The organism is Ruegeria sp. S263, from assembly GCF_056780525.1.
Window position 1 is genome coordinate 3,041,762 of record NZ_CM165558.1, and the last position, 15,776, is coordinate 3,057,537.

A 15,776-nucleotide genomic window follows, 5' to 3' on the forward strand; every position below is an offset into this window, starting at 1 on the left:
TTCAGCAATGGTCCCTGGCCCCGAAAGGGCCAGGGACTTTGAAGCTTAGTTACAAGGGGCCGGTCCGTTTTCAACGCCCTGGCACAAATCTTCCAACGGGATCCATCCGGCATCCACAACAACGGAAAGATTGTCCTTGGTAATCGGAACAGGCGCAAGGAAGACCGAACTCATCTCGGTGCCACCCGGTGATGTCCAACTAATCGCACCTTCGACGTCAGCGGGGCTTGTACCGCCCGTCAAAGCCACGGCGATTTCGCCAGCGGCCTTGCCGAGCTCACGGGCGTCTTTCCATACGGAAACAGTCTGAGTACCCAGCGCGACACGGTTCAGCGCCGCGTGATCACCATCCTGACCAGAGACCGGAATGCCTTCCATACCCTGCGCTGTCAAAGCAGCGACAACGCCGCCTGCGGTGCCGTCATTCGACGCAACCACTGCATCCACGTTGTTCTCATTTGCAGTCAGGATTTGTTCCATGTTCCGCTGCGCATTCGCGGGCAGCCAGCCGTCGGTGTAGGCTTCTCCAACGATTACGATGTCACCGCTGTCGACTGCCGCGCCGATAATCTCTTGCTGTCCGCCCCGCAGGAAGTCAGCGTTCGGATCCGTAGGAGAGCCTTTGATCATCACGTAGTTGCCCTTGGGCATTGCCTCAAAAACAGCGCGGGCCTGCATTCTGCCGACTTCTACATTGTCAAAGGTCAGATAAAACGCACGGTCGTCTTCGATCAGGCGATCGTAAGCGATGACCGGAATGCCTTCGTCTGCCGCAGCCTGAACAGCCGGCCCGATTGCCTGCGCGTCCTGCGCCAAAATGATAAGCGCGTCTACACCTTGGGCGATCAGGCTTTCAATGTCCGAAAGCTGCTTTGCGGAAGACGATTGCGCGTCTGCCGAAATATACTCGGCGCCTCCTGCTTCAAGCGCAGACTTGATGGCTGCTTCATCCGTTTTCCAACGCTCTTCCTGAAAGTTCGACCAGCTTACGCCGACCACTGGCTCTGCGAATGCGGTCGAAGCCAACAAAGTGGCCACAGCCGAAAAGCTGAGAATTCGTTTCATGATTTCCTCCCATTTGCGGAGCCATCGCATTTCGATTCGCGGCTCTCACGAATTTGAATACCATATTTATTTCAGTCGGTAAAATATTTAGTCTATTAGAAGCGGTGAAATCCAAATAGATTGGGGACAAGACCAGATTCGCGAGGCCAAGATGCTGAAAAGCAAAGCTTCTCAAAATGCCGCAGACCAGCGGAACATTACCCGCCTGCGGGTGCTGGAACATATCCGGACCAGAGGCTCGATTTCACGGATAGATATCGCCAGCGCATTGCAGACCAGCCCGGCGACGGTTACCGCCGCCACGGCCGACCTCATTTCTGCGGGGCTGATCAAAGAGATCGAAACCGAACAACAATCCAAGTCTGCCAAAAGGGGGCGGCCCAGAGTCCTGCTTCAGTTGAATGGCGGCTCATACCTTGTTGCGGGCCTTAAGGTGGCGCGCCACATGATCTCGGTCATTCTTGTGGATTTCGAAGGCAATGAGGTTACGTCATGCAAACATCCGCTGGACGACGCCCGAATGACCCCAACCGCTTTTGTGGCGACCATTCGCAAAGCCATGGATCAGGCTTGCGCTCAGATTAACGAAACCATCGACACCCTGTCCGGCGTGTCAATTGGGATTGCCGGTCTGGTGGATGCAGAAAGGAACTTTGTCCACTGGTCCTCTTCCCTGACCGAAAGAAACGTCGATTTCAGTCAATTTCTGGAAACTGAATTGCCCTGCCCCGCCTTCATTGAAAACGACGCCAATCTGGTGGCAAAGGCGGAACAACTTTTTGGATTAGGTAAGGGGTTAAAGAACTTTCTTGTCGTCACGATCGAACACGGCGTTGGGCTTGGTATTGTGCTGGACGGCAAGCTGTATCGCGGGGAACGTGGCTGCGGAGCAGAGTTTGGCCATACAAAAGTTCAACTGGACGGCGCGCTTTGCCAATGCGGCCAGCGGGGCTGCCTTGAGGCCTATGTCGGTGACTATGCGCTCATCCGGGAAGCAACCGTTGCCGATCAAAGCACTGGAACGGAAACCGTAACGGAAATCCACAAAAACGCGCGTTCCGGAGACCAAAGGGCCAAGTCCGTTCTGGCCCGCGCGGGACAGATGTTTGGTCTGGGGATATCCAACCTGATTAACCTGTTTGACCCGGAACGCATTATATTGTCAGGCGCTCAGATGGACTTGGAACACCTGTATTCCGACGAGGTGATGACCCGAATTCGAAGTGGCGTAGTGAATGTCGATACCCCCTTGCCGGAAATCAAAGTCCATCACTGGGGCGACCTGATGTGGGCCAAGGGTGCTGCGGCTTACGGGATTGAGCAGGTCTCGATCTTGAAGGTGAAGGAACTGGCGACACATGCGTCCTGAGCTTTGTATCCTGTTCGCTTTTGCATCTGCGTCCACGGCAGAAGCCCAAGCTCCGCAATTCCAGAAGATTGACATAGGCGCCCATACCTATGATGGCGGATGGGAGCACTTTGTGGGCGGTGGGGTCGCCGTTTTCGATTGCGACGGGGACGGGCTGCCCGAGCTTTTCGCCGCGGGTGGGACCAATCCTGCCCAACTGTTTAGGAACACATCGCTCGACAGCGTTTCATTTCGTGCTGATACGCCCAAGCAATTGTCACTGACCAGCGTAACCGGGGCTTACCCATTGGACGTCGACAATGATGGCGTTCTGGATCTGGCCGTTTTACGCGTTGGCCCTGATCTGCTTTTGAAGGGCGAATCTGATTGCAATTTCCGCCCTTTCGACACCCTTAGTTTCCAATCAGTGGACCATTGGACAACCGGGTTCTCTGCCACCTGGGAAGTTGATCAGACCCTTCCAACACTGGCCTTTGGCACCTATGTTGATCTCCGGAATCCCGATGGCCCGTTTGAGGCCTGCGGACCCACGGTCCTATACCGCCCCAACGGCCGCAGCTATCAGCCGCCGGAATATCTCGAGCCGGGTTACTGCGCGCTGTCGGTCCTGTTTTCGGACTGGTCCCGCTCCGGACAAGCGGATTTGCGGGTCAGTAACGATCGCCATTACTATGTGCGCGGTGGGCAAGAGCAGTTATGGGCTATGGAGGCCACCCCACGCACCTATTCGCAAAAAGACGGATGGTTGCCATATTCGATCTGGGGAATGGGCATCGCTTCGCGGGATCTGACAGGCGACGGCTTTCCCGAAGTTTATCTAACTTCGATGGGCGATCAGAAATTGCAGATCTTCGACCCCAAAACTGGCGGCCCGACCTGGCGTGACGCCACCTACGACAAAGGCACAACCGCGCACAGACCACATACTGGAGGCGACGGTCGCCCATCGACCGGATGGCATGCGCAGTTTGGCGACGTCAACAACGACGGTCTGGACGATATCTTCGTCACCAAAGGAAATGTCGAGCAGATGCCGGACGCGGCGCTGAATGACCCCAACAACCTGCTGTTGCAACAGCAGAATGGTCAATTCCACGAAGCTTCGGCCAAGGCTGGCATTGCTTCTATGGCCAAGTCGCGCGGTGCGGCATTGGCTGACTTCAACAATGACGGCTGGCTTGATCTGGTGGTGGTCAATAGGGGCTCGGAACTTGAGGTCTATCAAAACCACCCTCGCACTGGGAATTGGGTGATGATGGACATAGCGCAGGATCAGCCAAACCGTTTCGCCGTCGGCGGCTTTATCGAGATGACGACTGCGGCGGGTATGCAGACCCGGGAAATCACCATCGGCGGAGGGCACGCCAGCGGCATCGTAGGGCTACATCATTTTGGGCTGACGGATGCGAAGACGATCGAAGTTCGGGTCATTTGGCCCGATGGCGAAGCGGGGGATTGGCAGGAATACCACCCCAATCAGATCATTCGAATTGAACGATGATCATTGGTCGACATGCAACCCACTTGGAACCTTTTCCGGAACACCAAGACGTTCAGTGGGGTCTTCCAGACTACCCAAAAAGCTCAGAAGGGCGCTGATCTCTTGATCCGTCAGACTTATCTTCGGCAGGTCGCTGCTTTTGGCAATCGCATCCATAATCTCGGGGTCGGAAAACGCCTGATGATCCTTTGCACCCGGAAAGTCAGGCAACACCGCCAGTTCCAAGGTATACGTGTGCAATGAGCCTTCCGGGTCGAGATGATGACGCACGACGTCTTCAAGCCGCGCATAGGCACCGCTATGCCCGTAGGGGGCCGTCAGCGTTACATTGCGCAACGAAGGCGTGCGAAACGCAAATGAATCCTCTGCGTCGCCAGTCACGCGCAGGCGCCCATCATCCCGGACATGGCTTTCAAACCTTGCTGCTTTGCCGGGCCCTATCTGCGGCATCGCGATAGAGTGAAACTTGTGGTCCGTTTGAAACCAGCCCGAATGACAGGTGCTGCACCCTGCCTTTCCATAAAACAGTTGCATTCCGCGCGCTGCCTCTTCCGGCAGGTCGGCTTCCCCCCGCATCGCAAGGTCAAACGGGCTGTTGTCGGCGCGCCATTCAAAGGCAATGAAATCGGCAATTACATTCGCAATAGCAGAAAAGGTGATCGCATCCCCCGGTGCGATCAAGGAAAATCGCTGTTCGTATTCCGGGATGGCCGCGATGCGAGCAGCAATCAGGTCCCACGCCCCGCCTTCCTGCGTTAGCAACCCAAGGCGCACGGCCTGGCTGACGTCATTCTCGGAGTAATGGCCTGCCATCTCATCAGGGGACAGCACCGGAAACATTGCCTGAGCGGCCAGAGCGGAATTGAAACCTGACCGCATATGCGTGCCCAGTGGCGTCCTGATACCGTTCTCGCGTGTCGGATCGGCTTCAAGGCGGCCATCGTGAAAGAAGGTTGTGAACTCGGTCGCGCCAAGATTCCAAAGACCCGGCGAATTGCGCGGGATTCGTTGCTCTGGCGGGTTTTCCGCATCGAGTTTCCGCTTCTCCCCCAAACCCGCGCCACCCTCACCGATCCCCAGCGAAAGCCCATCGGACGTGCCGAGTTTGGGGTGATGACACGTTGCGCAGCTTATGTTCTTGTTCCCCGACAAGATCGGATCGTAGAAAAGCAGCCGCCCAAGTTCGACCTCGTCCAGATCAGGCTCAACAAACTCTGGTTTTGGCCCGAGGTCCTGAGCCGCTGCGGGCATAATGGACACGACCACCACGCCGAAAGCAACAATCGGTGCAACGAACCTCATGTCTCACCCTCGGAAATCTCAATTATCAATGTCTGCGCGTATGGCGCTTCAGGAGAGTATATGATCGACGGAAATTCAGGGATGTTAACCGCGTTGGGATAACCCGACGGCTCGATGCACACGCCAGCGTTTTTGCGGAAAGGTTCCGAAAGGTGAGCCCCCGAGTAAACCTGCGCCCCCGCCTGATCAGACCAAACAGATAGTTGCAAACCGTTAGGCGCGGTAAGGTCAGCGACCGGAAGCCCGTTCTCTCGTGCGGGGTCGAAAACGAAGTAGTTGTCCAAATCCGTCAAAGTAGCGCTGATCGCCTTGGGTTCGGAGAAATCCATCCCGCCTTTCCTCGCGTCGTTCAATATGCCCGAGGGAATCCCTTGATTGTCCACTTCAAGATAGCGGTGTGAGGCCAACCGCAGACTATGCCCGGAAATGCCCCTCGCGCTACCCAGGCTATAGTAGTTGTGCTGCGCTATACTTATGGGGGTCGGTCGGTCAGGCTGCGCTGAAATCGAATAGATCAGGCGCGTTTCGTCCAGTTTTACGCGCACCTCAAATCTGACTTCTCCCGGAAAGCCGCTGGCACCCTCTGGGGATGTGTGGCGCAACACGGCCTCGTTTGCCGCTATTTTCTCAAGGGCCCAATTCTGATGCGAGAGGCCAGCCCATCCACCGTGCAAGGAATTCCGACCCTCGTTTGCGTCCAGTTCATAACGGACATTTTCCATGTCAAAACGCGCGTTTCCGATCCGATTGGCGACACGGCCGACGATTGCACCCATATAGCTTTTGTCGGTAACGTAGTCCTGCGGACTTTCGTACCCAAGGATCATTGGCAAACCCTTGTACCACCATCCCTGTGTTGTCGCCCCGTAGCTGAGCAGCGACACCCGCATGTCGCCATCACTCAGAACGGCCGTTTCGATCCGAGGAGGTATGTCCCGCCTTACGCTCATCTTTTTACGAAAGGTGCCAAGGCTGAATAGTATTGCCGGTACCGCTGGTATTCACTTTCGAACGCATCGACCAAATCTTCACGAGGTTCGATGACCCTGTTGATTTTGGGTGCCATCATCACCGTGTCCGGATCTGCGTCATTGACGGCGCATATTGCCAGACGAGCGGCACCGATGGCGGCTCCAAATTCACTGCCCTGCGGCAAGGTAAGAGGCGTATTGAGTACGGTGGCCAGTTTCTTCAACCAATAATGGGAGCGCGCACCGCCGCCAACAGCCATAAGGGTCGTTGGTTTGGTTCCGGTTTTCTTGAGGGCCTCCAGACAATCCCGCATTGCAAAGGCGACGCCTTCCATGACGGCCCGCGTCAAGTCCGCAGTGCCTGAGGAAATATCGACACCCAGGAATGCCCCTCGGATCGCACTGTCATTATGCGGTGTCCGCTCACCCGAAAGATAGGGCAAAAACGTGATCTCTGATGGGCCATCCAGATCGTCCGGCAGCGAGGCGACCAGGTCCCCAACGGACTGGCTCAGGTTACGGGAGAGCCAGTTCAAGCTGTTCGTCGCAGACAGGATGACACCCATCTGAATCCACCTATCCGGAACGGAATGACAAAAACAATGTACCGCCGTTTCCGGCGCTGGCGCGTACTTATCCCTGGACACCAGCAGCACACCCGAGGTTCCAAGCGACAAGAAGCCGGCCCCGTCGCTGATACTGCCTATCCCGCAGGCAGCAGCGGCGTTGTCCCCTGCTCCGCCCGCAACTACGACCGGCTCAGACACTCCCCACTCTCGCTGTAGTTCGGGTCGCAACTCACCGCCCGGTTCACTGCCTTCAACCAATCGCGGCATTTGTTCGATGCTCATATGACCTTGTTCCAAGGCGGTTTCTGACCATCGCCTCGCCCCGACGTCCAACCATGACGTTCCCGCGCTGTCAGACATGTCGCTGACGTAATCCCCAGTCAGCCAGAGTCGCAAATAGTCTTTCGGCAGCAGTACCTTGGCAATCTTGGCAAACAGGTCAGGCTCATTTGCGCGGACCCATTCCAACTTGGGAGCTGTAAACCCCGGAAAAACGATGTTGCCAGAACTTGAACGCATTCCCGGCAGTTGATCAAGCCTCTGCGCCTCTTTCGAGGCCCGCGTGTCGTTCCACAGAATGCAAGGCCGCAGTACGTTGTCTTCGGCATCCAAAAGGGTCGCACCGTGCATGTGCCCGCTCAGACCAATGCCGCGTAGCGCGGAGAACGCAGTTCCGTGCGCAGATCGAAGCTGACCGGCAACGTCCTTACACGCCTCCACCCAATCCAGAGGCGACTGTTCAGACCATCCCGGCTTTGGCGAAGACGTTGTGATATTGGACTCGGCACTGCCTGCGACGGACCCTGTGTCGTCGACAAGGATCCCTCTGAGACCGGATGTTCCCAAGTCCAATCCGAGATACATTTTTTGACCTCATCCATTTTTTTTAGTTGCTAAAATTAATATCTAAGCAGATTTTGTCAACAGAAGTTTAAGCCCAATTGGCCTCCCATAGCGACAAGCCCACGCCAGATCAGCGAGTGGATAGTTTGCGGCAGGAAACGGTTTTGCCGAGTTGAACGGCCCTCATGTCCACCATCACAGACTGAAGCTTCCGTTGACTTGTCTACACGCAATAGTTGCGCTAGCCTGCATATCCCAAAGCAGTTACTGGTCGAGGCCGGAGCAGGCCCATTGCACAGGGTTAAGTTGTAAACGATCACGCGGAGCAAGAGAGTGACCGATACTGAATGCAACTGTCAACAAATCGCCTCAGTCGAAGAAGTCAAATCTGCCTTAGAAGAGGCGCAGTGCCAGCACTGTGGTATCACCACAAATGAGCTCATGTCACGCGGAGAGGTCCTTGAGATTTGCGGTGAGGAATATTGCTCTGACATCTCAACGGGACTGAAACTGTTCACCACATTTGCTGTGTGCCCAAGCTGTCATGGGCGGTTTCATCAGGACGCCGAAAACATGCACAACCCTTGCCAAATAAAGGCTCGGTGGAGTTGAGAGGGCCTCGCGTAGTAAGGTGCCGGGGGCGGCAGCCTCTCACTTTAACTTCTATTTCCCAGATCAGACGTTGGCATGGGGCTGATTGAATGATCGCTTCACCAATTGGAACGAGCTTGAAAACTTGCCCCGCTAGCGCGGATCAGACTAAGCTTTGGTTCTGAGCAGCCTCAACTGACTGGTCCAAGTTGATTGTTAGTGCATCATCGGCCTGTGATCCATCGGGATGATGGTTTCGGGCGCTGGCGGGCGGCAACCCAGAGCACTGTGGGGTCGTTTTGTGTTGTAGTGTTTTCTCCATTGTTCGATCAGGATTTGTGCTTCGCGCAAGCTGTAGAAGATCTCTCCGTTGAGTAGCTCATCCCTGAACCGGCCATTGAAGCTTTCACAATATCCGTTCTCCCATGGGCTGCCGGGTTCGATGTAAGCCGTCTTGGCGCCGACGGCAGCAATCCAGTCTCGGACAGCCTGGGCGACAAATTCCGGCCCATTGTCAGAACGTATGAAACTCGGCACGCCGCGAAGTATGAACAGATCCGTCAGAACGTCGATTACATCGGTCGAGTTCAGTTTCCGCTCGACCCTGATTGCCAAGCATTCCCTACTGTATTCATCAAGGATGTTCAGCGTTCGGAAGGCTTTTCCATCATCGGTTCGGCAATGGACGAAGTCATACGACCAAACATGGTTGCGAAACTCTGGCCGTAGCCGAACACACGACCCATCGTTCAGCCAGAGCCGTCCTTTCTTCGGTTGTTTCACTGGCACTTTCAGCCCCTCCCGTCGCCAAAGCCGTTCAATCCGCCCATCACTGACAGACCAGCCAGCCTCTCTCAGCAGTGCAGCGATCCTGCGATAGCCATATCGACCGTATTGACGGGTCAGCTCGATCATGTCGGCCACCAATCGGTCTTCGTCTGCGCGACCTTCTGGGACACGCCGTTGCGTGGACCGGTGTTGTCCAAGCACGCGGCAGGCGCGTCTCTCGGAAACGTTCAGATGGCTACGAACATGATCGATGCAGGCACGACGACGAGCGGGGCTCAGTAGTTTCCCTTTGCGGCTTCCGTCAGGATCAGTTTGTCCAGCGTCAGATCTGAAACCGCGCGTCTCAGTCGCTCGTTCTCTTTCTGAAGCCGCTTGAGTTCTTTCAACTGATCTACACCCATTCCACCGTACTTCTTTCTCCAGCGGTAATAGGTTTGTTCAACAACGCCGATCTGCCTGATCGCATCAAGACGGGACATGCCTTGCCCCATCAGAACTTCAACCTGCCGTAACTTCGAGACAATCTCTTCGGGCTTTGGTCTCTTGTTTGCCATTCGTGGTCCTCCGTTTCCTAAACATAACGGTGGACCAGTTCAGTGGGGGAGGCTCAGGACCACCAACCCTATTGAACAATCTACAGAGCTGTTGACGGCGCGGACTGCATGGAAGCTGGGATCAGCCCTGTTCTTCGTCGTCCTCAAGCGTCAGCAAATAGGCCTTGGTTGCTTTGAGCATCTCAGAAGCTTTGGCATCGTCTGTCATGACCCGGGACAACGCAATCGAACCGACCATAGCCGCCACCGCCAAATTTGCCTTGCTGCGATCCCCGTCAAGATAATCGGCGACGGTGTTTATGAAGCCATCAATATGAGTTTGCATGATGTCCCGCGACGCCTTGGGCCTGCGTGAGACATCCGACACAAGCGCGGGGATCGCGCAGCCACTGCTTTTTAGGTCGCGATGTTTGGGGCTGACATAGCTACCAACATAGCGCGCAAAGGATGGCTTTTTCGGGCTTGCATTAAGCTTTTGGGTCAAACGACCTTCTCGCAACGCGCGTTCAAGCGCCTGATCCAGCAGGTCTTCCTTGTTTTCAAAATGGCCGTAGAACCCGCCATGCGTCAATCCTACGGAATTCATCAAAGACACGACATTAATCGCTGAAAACCCACCGCTGCGCAGTTGTTCACCTGCGTTCGAAAGGATCTCCTCGCGATGACGTTCCTTTTGCGCTTGAGAGTACCCCATTGATGCTGGCCTTCGGAATCCATTGCCCCAGTTAGTGCGTCGACGACCACTAACAGGGTCAATCTGCATTGGAGTCATAATACAGAAATCCCCAGTGTGGTCCAGTTTTCACGCGACTTTCCGGCACCCATTGACTTGCATGATGTCTATCATACACAATCCGTTACAGACTAAGCGGCCCGGCGGCGATTTCAGATTGCCAAATGCCACGCGGCCTGACCCCGAGGATTCTAAAATCAGGACATGCCGTGATCACCGACACAACGACTAACACCACACTTGACCCGTCCCTCGGGATCGAAACCCATGACGATCCGGTCTTTGGCCCCTTGACCTATTTTCCGGCAAAACCTGTCCTGCGGCGTAGTAACGACGCCATTTACCTTCGCCAAGATTACAAGCTGCCGGACTATCCAACCAGTGTCATCGACTACCTGTTTGCAGCCGCCAGCGCACACCCCGACCGCCTTTCGCTTGCTGAACGCGGGCCACAGGGGTGGGATGGGCCAACTTTTCGGCAGCTAAAGGCGAATTGCGAGGCCATCGCGCAAGCTTTGCTCAACCGTGGTTTAAAGCAAGGAGATTGCATAGCCGTCTTGTCGCGCAACAGCATTATCCACGCTCAGATTCTGTTCGGGGCAATGATGGCCGGCATTACCGCTGCGTCGATCTCGCCAAGCTATGCAAAATTCTCAGAGGCTTTTCCCCGTCTGCAAAGCACATTTGCGCAGTCCAAAGCGAAACTCTTTTTTGTTGATGACGCCCAAACGCTGTCCGCTGCATTGGACAAGCTGGATCTGAACGGATGCGAGCTGGTGTCCGAACATCCCAGACCCGGTGATACTGACGTCGCCGAGTTGCTGGGCACCAAGGTTACCGAAGCTGTTGCCGCTGCCCACGCAGCCGTGACCGAAGAAACCGTTGGCAAGATCCTTTTCACCTCTGGCTCGACAGGCAACCCCAAGGGTGTGATCAACACACAGCGCATGATGTGCGCAAATATCGCCATGTCGCAAAGGATTGGAATCCGCATTCCTCACGCCCAACGTCGACGGCTATGCTGGCTGCCGTGGCACCATACGTTCGGGGGTAATCACATCCTGCACGAAATGCTGTTTCACGCATCAGCGCTTTATATCGACTCGGGCCGTCCAGTCTCCGGGCCGGATTTTGAACGCAGCTTGACCGCTATCCGCGAGGTGAAACCAACCAATTTCTCGAACGTGCCCTTGGCATACGGCATGTTGTTGGACGCAATGGAACAGGATACCGAGCTGGCCGAAGCGTTCTTTTCGAACCTGACTTTCGTACATTACGGCGGAGCAGGATTCCCCGGCGAAACCTATGAACGGCTGCAAAAACTGGCCATGACGTATCGGGGCTGCCGAATTCCGCTATCGGGTGGATTTGCCATGACCGAAGCAGCGCCTTCTGTCACGACGGTCCATTGGCCATATGACGGGGTTGGGCGTATCGGAATGCCTGTGCCAGAAGTTGAAATCAAACTGATCTCACTCAGCGACGACCGTTACGAGCTGCGGATCAAGGGACCGAATGTCTTTCCCGGCTATGTAGATCAGCCCGAACTGAACAAACGACTTTTCGACGATGAGGGGTTCTTCATCACCGGTGACGCGATCCGCTTTGAAGACATCGACAAAATCGCAAATGACCTGCGTTATGCCGGACGGGTCAGCGAAGATTTCAAGCTCGACAGCGGTACATTTGTTCAGGTTGGCGCGATCCGAACGGGATTGAATTTAGAATGTGGTGGGCTGGTGCGCGACACGGTTGTTGTCGGCGAAGGCCGCGCGCATATCGTCGCGATGGTCTGGCTGAACGATGCGGCCCGCGCACGTGCAACACGGGTGGACGGTGCACTTATTGAACCTGCTCCTGAAGACCTTGAACAGGTGCAACAGGCCTTGGATCGGTGGAACCAGAACAATAGCGGCTCCAGCCGGCAAGTGCGCGCAATTGGCATCCTGGCCGAGCCACCGTCGCTGTCGGAAAACGAAATCAACGACAAAGGCTACGTCAACCAGCGCCAAGTTCTCAAACGCCGCGCAGACACTGTTGACGCCCTTTACAACGGAACCCGCAAGGACTTTCTGGTGGTGGCACAACAATGAAAGAGACATCTTTGGAAGTCAGCCTAGACGCCTATCGCGGCCGGGTCGGCAAAGAGCTTGGCGTGTCAGACTGGCTTACGGTGGATCAGGCGCGGATCGACAAGTTTGCAGATGCCACCGACGATCACCAATTCATTCACATAGACCCGGACCGGGCCGCAGAAACACCTTTTGGCGGCACGATTGCGCATGGATTTCTGTCGCTGTCACTATTGGTGCCACTGGTGCAGAACGGCGTCCCAAAGATCGCTGGTCGCACGATGGGTGTGAATTACGGTTTCGATAAGATCCGATTTGTTTCGCCGGTGCCCGCAGGCGCACGTATTCGTGGACGTTTTCACCTTGCTGGGCTGACGGACAGGGACGATGGATCCATCCAAACCCGAATGAACGTCACGGTCGAAATCGAAGGTAAAGACTCGCCCGCGCTAGTCGCGGAGTGGCTAGGGCTATCCTATTTCTGATCCGCGCTTTTGCCTCTTATCCCACCGGGGACCAAAATGACGCAAATGCCTTCTCTGGCGGATATATTACAGCCAGAACAAGTTGGGCCTGACCTGTTTCGCGCGGCCGCCTTTTCCGGCGATGTCGTGCCGACGCGCCTATTTGGAGGGCAGGTCATTGCCCAATGCCTAGCCGCTGCACGCCATTCCGTGTCGGCAGAGCGTCGCTGCCATTCTATCCACTCGTATTTCCTGCGCGCGGGTGATCCGAACCAACCATTGATCTTCCGGGTTGAAAATGCACGGGATGGTGGATCGTTCAGCACGCGACGGGTGATCGCCACGCAGGGCGATCAGCAAATCCTGAATTTCACAGGGTCTTTCCATGTGCCCGATGAAGGCTGGGACTATCAGCACGAAAAACCGGACGCTCCGGGGCCACAGGATTGCGCCCCGGACCAAAGCACCGCGACCGCCCGTTCCGCAAATGGCTCAGCCGAAGCAGACAACAGGCGCATCCACCAGACACAGTTCGAGATTCGCGACGTCGATCCCAGGAATGAGGCAAATCCCGTACCTGTCAGCGATCAGCGCGGGTTTTGGTTTCGTATACCCGCAGCCAAAAATGGCGATGCCAACCTGCAGCAGCTTTATCTGACCTATGCGTCCGATATGGGTTTGATGAGCGTAGGTTTGCGCGCCCACGGGTTGAGCTGGTCGCAGAACACAGCGCAAGGCGCCAGTCTGGATCACGCGATCTGGCTTCACGCACCTGCCCGTTTACAGGATTGGCACTTTTACGCGATGGATGGCCCCTGGACGGGCAGCGGCCGTGGACTGGCCCGCGGCATGATCTTTTCCGAAGACGGCAAACTGGTCGCAAGTACAGCCCAGGAATCGCTATTGCGGCGTAAACGCAACTGAGCCGCGTCATTCTTGATCGAAGCCCCCTTTCTGCATCTTGTGCGGTTCACCGCCTTTGGCACAAGCCCGTTAACCACTGGGCTCCACTTGGGTTCTGCATGACATTGATAATCTTAAATCACCAGTCCACATAAGGCTTACCGGACAGTGGACTTGACATCTGAATGATGACCGTCATTCTGAAAAAGCTGAGACAAGGCCGATTGACAGCCTTGTTTGAACGGCAGGGGAGGATGACGAAATGCAGGATATTCAGGGCAAAGTCAGGCACGAGGTCCAAGGCCGTGTGCTAAAGATCACGATCGACAACCCGGCAAAGAAAAACGCCTTTCATCCGCAGATGATGGAACAATTGTCAGACACCCTGACCCTGCTAGAGCAAACACCCGACCTATGGGCAGGGGTGATCTGCGCAGAAGGCGAAGATTTTACAGCGGGGCTGGATATGCCAAAGTTCTTCGGCCCCAACAGCACACCCCCAGATATTCCCGAGGGAAACGTTGATGCGTTTGGCCTGCAAAGACAGTGTAGCAAGCCGATTGTCACGGCCGTAAAAGGGATATGCTTCACAATCGGAATCGAAATGATGCTGGCCGGAGACATCGCCGTTGCCGCCGATGACACCCGGTTTTGCCAATTGGAATCAAAGCGCGGCATTGCTCCTTTCGGTGGCGCGCACTTCCGATACATCAGCCGCGCCGGTTGGGGAAACGCCATGTACCACCTGATGCTATGCGACGAGTTCAGCGCGGAAGAAGCCCATCGCATCGGGCTGGTCCAAGAGGTTGTAGCCAAGGGGCATGAAACCACGCGCGCAATGGAGATTGCGGAAACGATCTGCCGAAACGCTCCGCTTGGCATTCAGGCCATGAAAGTGGCTGGACGCAAATTTATTGAACACGGGGAACAGGCTGCGATTGCCTGCATTCCAGAGCTTCGCGACCGTATGCTTGCGACCGAGGATATGCGCGAAGGCATAGCGTCATTCGTGGAACGGCGCGAGGCCGTCTTTAAAGGCCGTTGAAACGAACGCGCCCGGCTGCCGGGGCAGCACCGGAACCGTAATGGCGCGCTTGATGCAAAGGATACGGGGCTGGCAGGGGTTTTCGTAAGGTAAAAACGAATTCCGGCCATTAGGGGTTCGACTGCGAGCTGACGAAGATCGGAATTCTAAACACCTCTACGCAAGGGGCCGATGAAACTGCCCGCTGATACAATCTGGCGAAGAAGGAAAGAAAGATGACCAAGGCAAATGAGCTTTTCGACCTGAGTGGCAAGACCGCCCTGATAACCGGGGGGTCACGCGGGCTGGGTCTGCAGATCGCCGAAGTGCTGGGTGACAACGGCGCGCGATTGGTGATCTCGTCCCGCAAGGAAACGGATTTGCAGGATGCCAAGGCGCATCTCGAAGCGCGCGGGATCAGTGTGGACTACATCGTGGCGGATAATCGTAAGGACGATGACCTTGTGGCATTGTCAGATCAGTCCATAGCAAAGCTTGGTCGGGTCGATATCCTTGTCAACAATGCCGGGGCCACTTGGGGAAGCCCCGCAGTCGATCATGCGATGGAAGCCTGGGACAAGCTGATGGACCTTAACGTCCGCTCTGTGTTTCGCCTTAGCCAGCTAATCGCAAGAGACTCGATGATCCCGAATGGCAACGGCCGGATACTGAACCTGGCGTCGATTGCTGGGCTAAAGGGCAACAAGGGAATTGTGGCTTACAACACTTCGAAGGCGGCTGTTGTGAACCTGACCCGCGCATTGGCCCACGAATGGGGTGAGCATGGAATAACGGTGAATGCGCTGGCCCCGGGCATGTTCGAAAGCAAGATGACCGCGGGAACGCTGGATGCGCTGGGGCGCGAAAACGTCGCGGCGCAGAACCCGCTGGGGCGGATTGGCGGCAGCGAAGATCTTAAGGGGGCGGCGCTGCTTTATTGCTCGGACGCAGGCAGCATGATCACCGGGACCACTTTGGCCATTGATGGCGGGCTGACCGCGATCTGAAAGCGCCCGACCTATCCGT

The 15,776-nt window shown here is 55.8% G+C and carries 13 protein-coding genes; 7 read left to right on the forward strand and 6 right to left on the reverse strand.

Annotation, left to right across the window (positions count from 1 at the left end):
* Positions 1 to 45: 45 nt before the first annotated feature.
* Positions 46 to 1,065 (reverse strand): D-xylose ABC transporter substrate-binding protein, encoded by a 1,020-nt coding sequence (xylF, locus tag ACT2B1_RS15120; RefSeq protein ID WP_171123347.1) that lies wholly within the window; start codon positions 1,063 to 1,065, stop codon positions 46 to 48.
* A 151-nt stretch (positions 1,066 to 1,216) separates the two neighbouring features.
* Between xylF and ACT2B1_RS15125 the strand changes: the two genes are divergently transcribed.
* Positions 1,217 to 2,434: an ROK family protein gene (locus ACT2B1_RS15125; protein WP_481668057.1), complete on the forward strand. Its 1,218-nt coding sequence runs from the start codon at positions 1,217 to 1,219 to the stop codon at positions 2,432 to 2,434.
* Positions 2,424 to 3,935 (forward strand): CRTAC1 family protein, encoded by a 1,512-nt coding sequence (locus tag ACT2B1_RS15130; RefSeq protein ID WP_481668058.1) that lies wholly within the window; start codon positions 2,424 to 2,426, stop codon positions 3,933 to 3,935. The genes ACT2B1_RS15125 and ACT2B1_RS15130 overlap by 11 nt, the downstream gene beginning before the upstream one ends.
* On the opposite strand, the gene ACT2B1_RS15135 is transcribed toward ACT2B1_RS15130, so the two are convergent.
* The 5 genes from ACT2B1_RS15135 to ACT2B1_RS15155 all read right to left on the reverse strand — a co-directional run bounded on the left by ACT2B1_RS15135 (position 3,936) and on the right by ACT2B1_RS15155 (position 10,248).
* Positions 3,936 to 5,237, reverse strand: a complete 1,302-nt coding sequence (locus ACT2B1_RS15135; protein WP_171241226.1) for a cytochrome-c peroxidase — start codon at positions 5,235 to 5,237, stop codon at positions 3,936 to 3,938.
* Positions 5,234 to 6,187 (reverse strand): aldose epimerase family protein, encoded by a 954-nt coding sequence (locus tag ACT2B1_RS15140; RefSeq protein ID WP_171241227.1) that lies wholly within the window; start codon positions 6,185 to 6,187, stop codon positions 5,234 to 5,236. Before ACT2B1_RS15140 ends, ACT2B1_RS15135 begins: the two co-directional genes overlap by 4 nt.
* Positions 6,184 to 7,641 (reverse strand): xylulokinase, encoded by a 1,458-nt coding sequence (xylB, locus tag ACT2B1_RS15145; RefSeq protein ID WP_481668059.1) that lies wholly within the window; start codon positions 7,639 to 7,641, stop codon positions 6,184 to 6,186. Before xylB ends, ACT2B1_RS15140 begins: the two co-directional genes overlap by 4 nt.
* A gap of 786 nt (positions 7,642 to 8,427) precedes the next feature.
* Positions 8,428 to 9,554 (reverse strand): IS3 family transposase gene (locus ACT2B1_RS15150; RefSeq protein ID WP_481668060.1). Its coding sequence is split into 2 segments (ribosomal slippage): positions 8,428 to 9,290 and positions 9,290 to 9,554, totalling 1,128 coding nucleotides; the frame shifts between segments, so codons are not numbered across the junction.
* Between the two features lie 121 nt (positions 9,555 to 9,675).
* Positions 9,676 to 10,248 (reverse strand): TetR/AcrR family transcriptional regulator, encoded by a 573-nt coding sequence (locus ACT2B1_RS15155; protein WP_171123370.1) that lies wholly within the window; start codon positions 10,246 to 10,248, stop codon positions 9,676 to 9,678.
* Positions 10,249 to 10,496: 248 nt separating this feature from the next.
* On the opposite strand from ACT2B1_RS15155, the gene ACT2B1_RS15160 reads away from it, so the two are divergent.
* From ACT2B1_RS15160 to ACT2B1_RS15180, 5 genes are all read left to right on the forward strand, one after another.
* Positions 10,497 to 12,380, forward strand: coding sequence for an AMP-binding protein (locus tag ACT2B1_RS15160; RefSeq protein WP_481668061.1), 1,884 nt, complete (start codon positions 10,497 to 10,499; stop codon positions 12,378 to 12,380).
* Complete coding sequence (locus tag ACT2B1_RS15165) at positions 12,377 to 12,844, forward strand: MaoC family dehydratase (protein WP_171123374.1); 468 nt, start codon at positions 12,377 to 12,379, stop codon at positions 12,842 to 12,844. The genes ACT2B1_RS15160 and ACT2B1_RS15165 overlap by 4 nt, the downstream gene beginning before the upstream one ends.
* 36 nt (positions 12,845 to 12,880) lie before the next feature.
* Positions 12,881 to 13,747 carry an acyl-CoA thioesterase gene (locus tag ACT2B1_RS15170; RefSeq protein WP_481668062.1) on the forward strand — a complete coding sequence of 289 codons (867 nt, stop codon included), beginning with the start codon at positions 12,881 to 12,883 and terminating at the stop codon, positions 13,745 to 13,747.
* 241 nt (positions 13,748 to 13,988) lie between these two features.
* Positions 13,989 to 14,771, forward strand: a complete 783-nt coding sequence (locus tag ACT2B1_RS15175; RefSeq protein WP_171241231.1) for a crotonase/enoyl-CoA hydratase family protein — start codon at positions 13,989 to 13,991, stop codon at positions 14,769 to 14,771.
* A 215-nt stretch (positions 14,772 to 14,986) separates the two neighbouring features.
* The gene (locus tag ACT2B1_RS15180; protein WP_171123379.1) at positions 14,987 to 15,757 is read left to right on the forward strand and encodes an SDR family oxidoreductase; all 771 of its coding nucleotides are present in this window, start codon (positions 14,987 to 14,989) and stop codon (positions 15,755 to 15,757) included.
* Positions 15,758 to 15,776: the final 19 nt, after the last annotated feature.

What these genes read in the sequence shown, in the direction of transcription:
- ACT2B1_RS15125 (WP_481668057.1), top strand. Translation starts at nt 1,217, where the DNA reads ATGCTGAAAAGCAAAGCTTCTCAAAATGCCGCAGACCAGCGGAACATT.
- ACT2B1_RS15155 (WP_171123370.1), bottom strand. Translation starts at nt 10,248, where the DNA reads ATGGGGTACTCTCAAGCGCAAAAGGAACGTCATCGCGAGGAGATCCTT.
- ACT2B1_RS15180 (WP_171123379.1), top strand. Translation starts at nt 14,987, where the DNA reads ATGACCAAGGCAAATGAGCTTTTCGACCTGAGTGGCAAGACCGCCCTG.
- ACT2B1_RS15140 (WP_171241227.1), bottom strand. Translation starts at nt 6,187, where the DNA reads ATGAGCGTAAGGCGGGACATACCTCCTCGGATCGAAACGGCCGTTCTG.
- ACT2B1_RS15170 (WP_481668062.1), top strand. Translation starts at nt 12,881, where the DNA reads ATGACGCAAATGCCTTCTCTGGCGGATATATTACAGCCAGAACAAGTT.
- ACT2B1_RS15130 (WP_481668058.1), top strand. Translation starts at nt 2,424, where the DNA reads ATGCGTCCTGAGCTTTGTATCCTGTTCGCTTTTGCATCTGCGTCCACG.
- xylB (WP_481668059.1), bottom strand. Translation starts at nt 7,641, where the DNA reads ATGTATCTCGGATTGGACTTGGGAACATCCGGTCTCAGAGGGATCCTT.
- ACT2B1_RS15165 (WP_171123374.1), top strand. Translation starts at nt 12,377, where the DNA reads ATGAAAGAGACATCTTTGGAAGTCAGCCTAGACGCCTATCGCGGCCGG.
- xylF (WP_171123347.1), bottom strand. Translation starts at nt 1,065, where the DNA reads ATGAAACGAATTCTCAGCTTTTCGGCTGTGGCCACTTTGTTGGCTTCG.
- ACT2B1_RS15135 (WP_171241226.1), bottom strand. Translation starts at nt 5,237, where the DNA reads ATGAGGTTCGTTGCACCGATTGTTGCTTTCGGCGTGGTGGTCGTGTCC.
- ACT2B1_RS15175 (WP_171241231.1), top strand. Translation starts at nt 13,989, where the DNA reads ATGCAGGATATTCAGGGCAAAGTCAGGCACGAGGTCCAAGGCCGTGTG.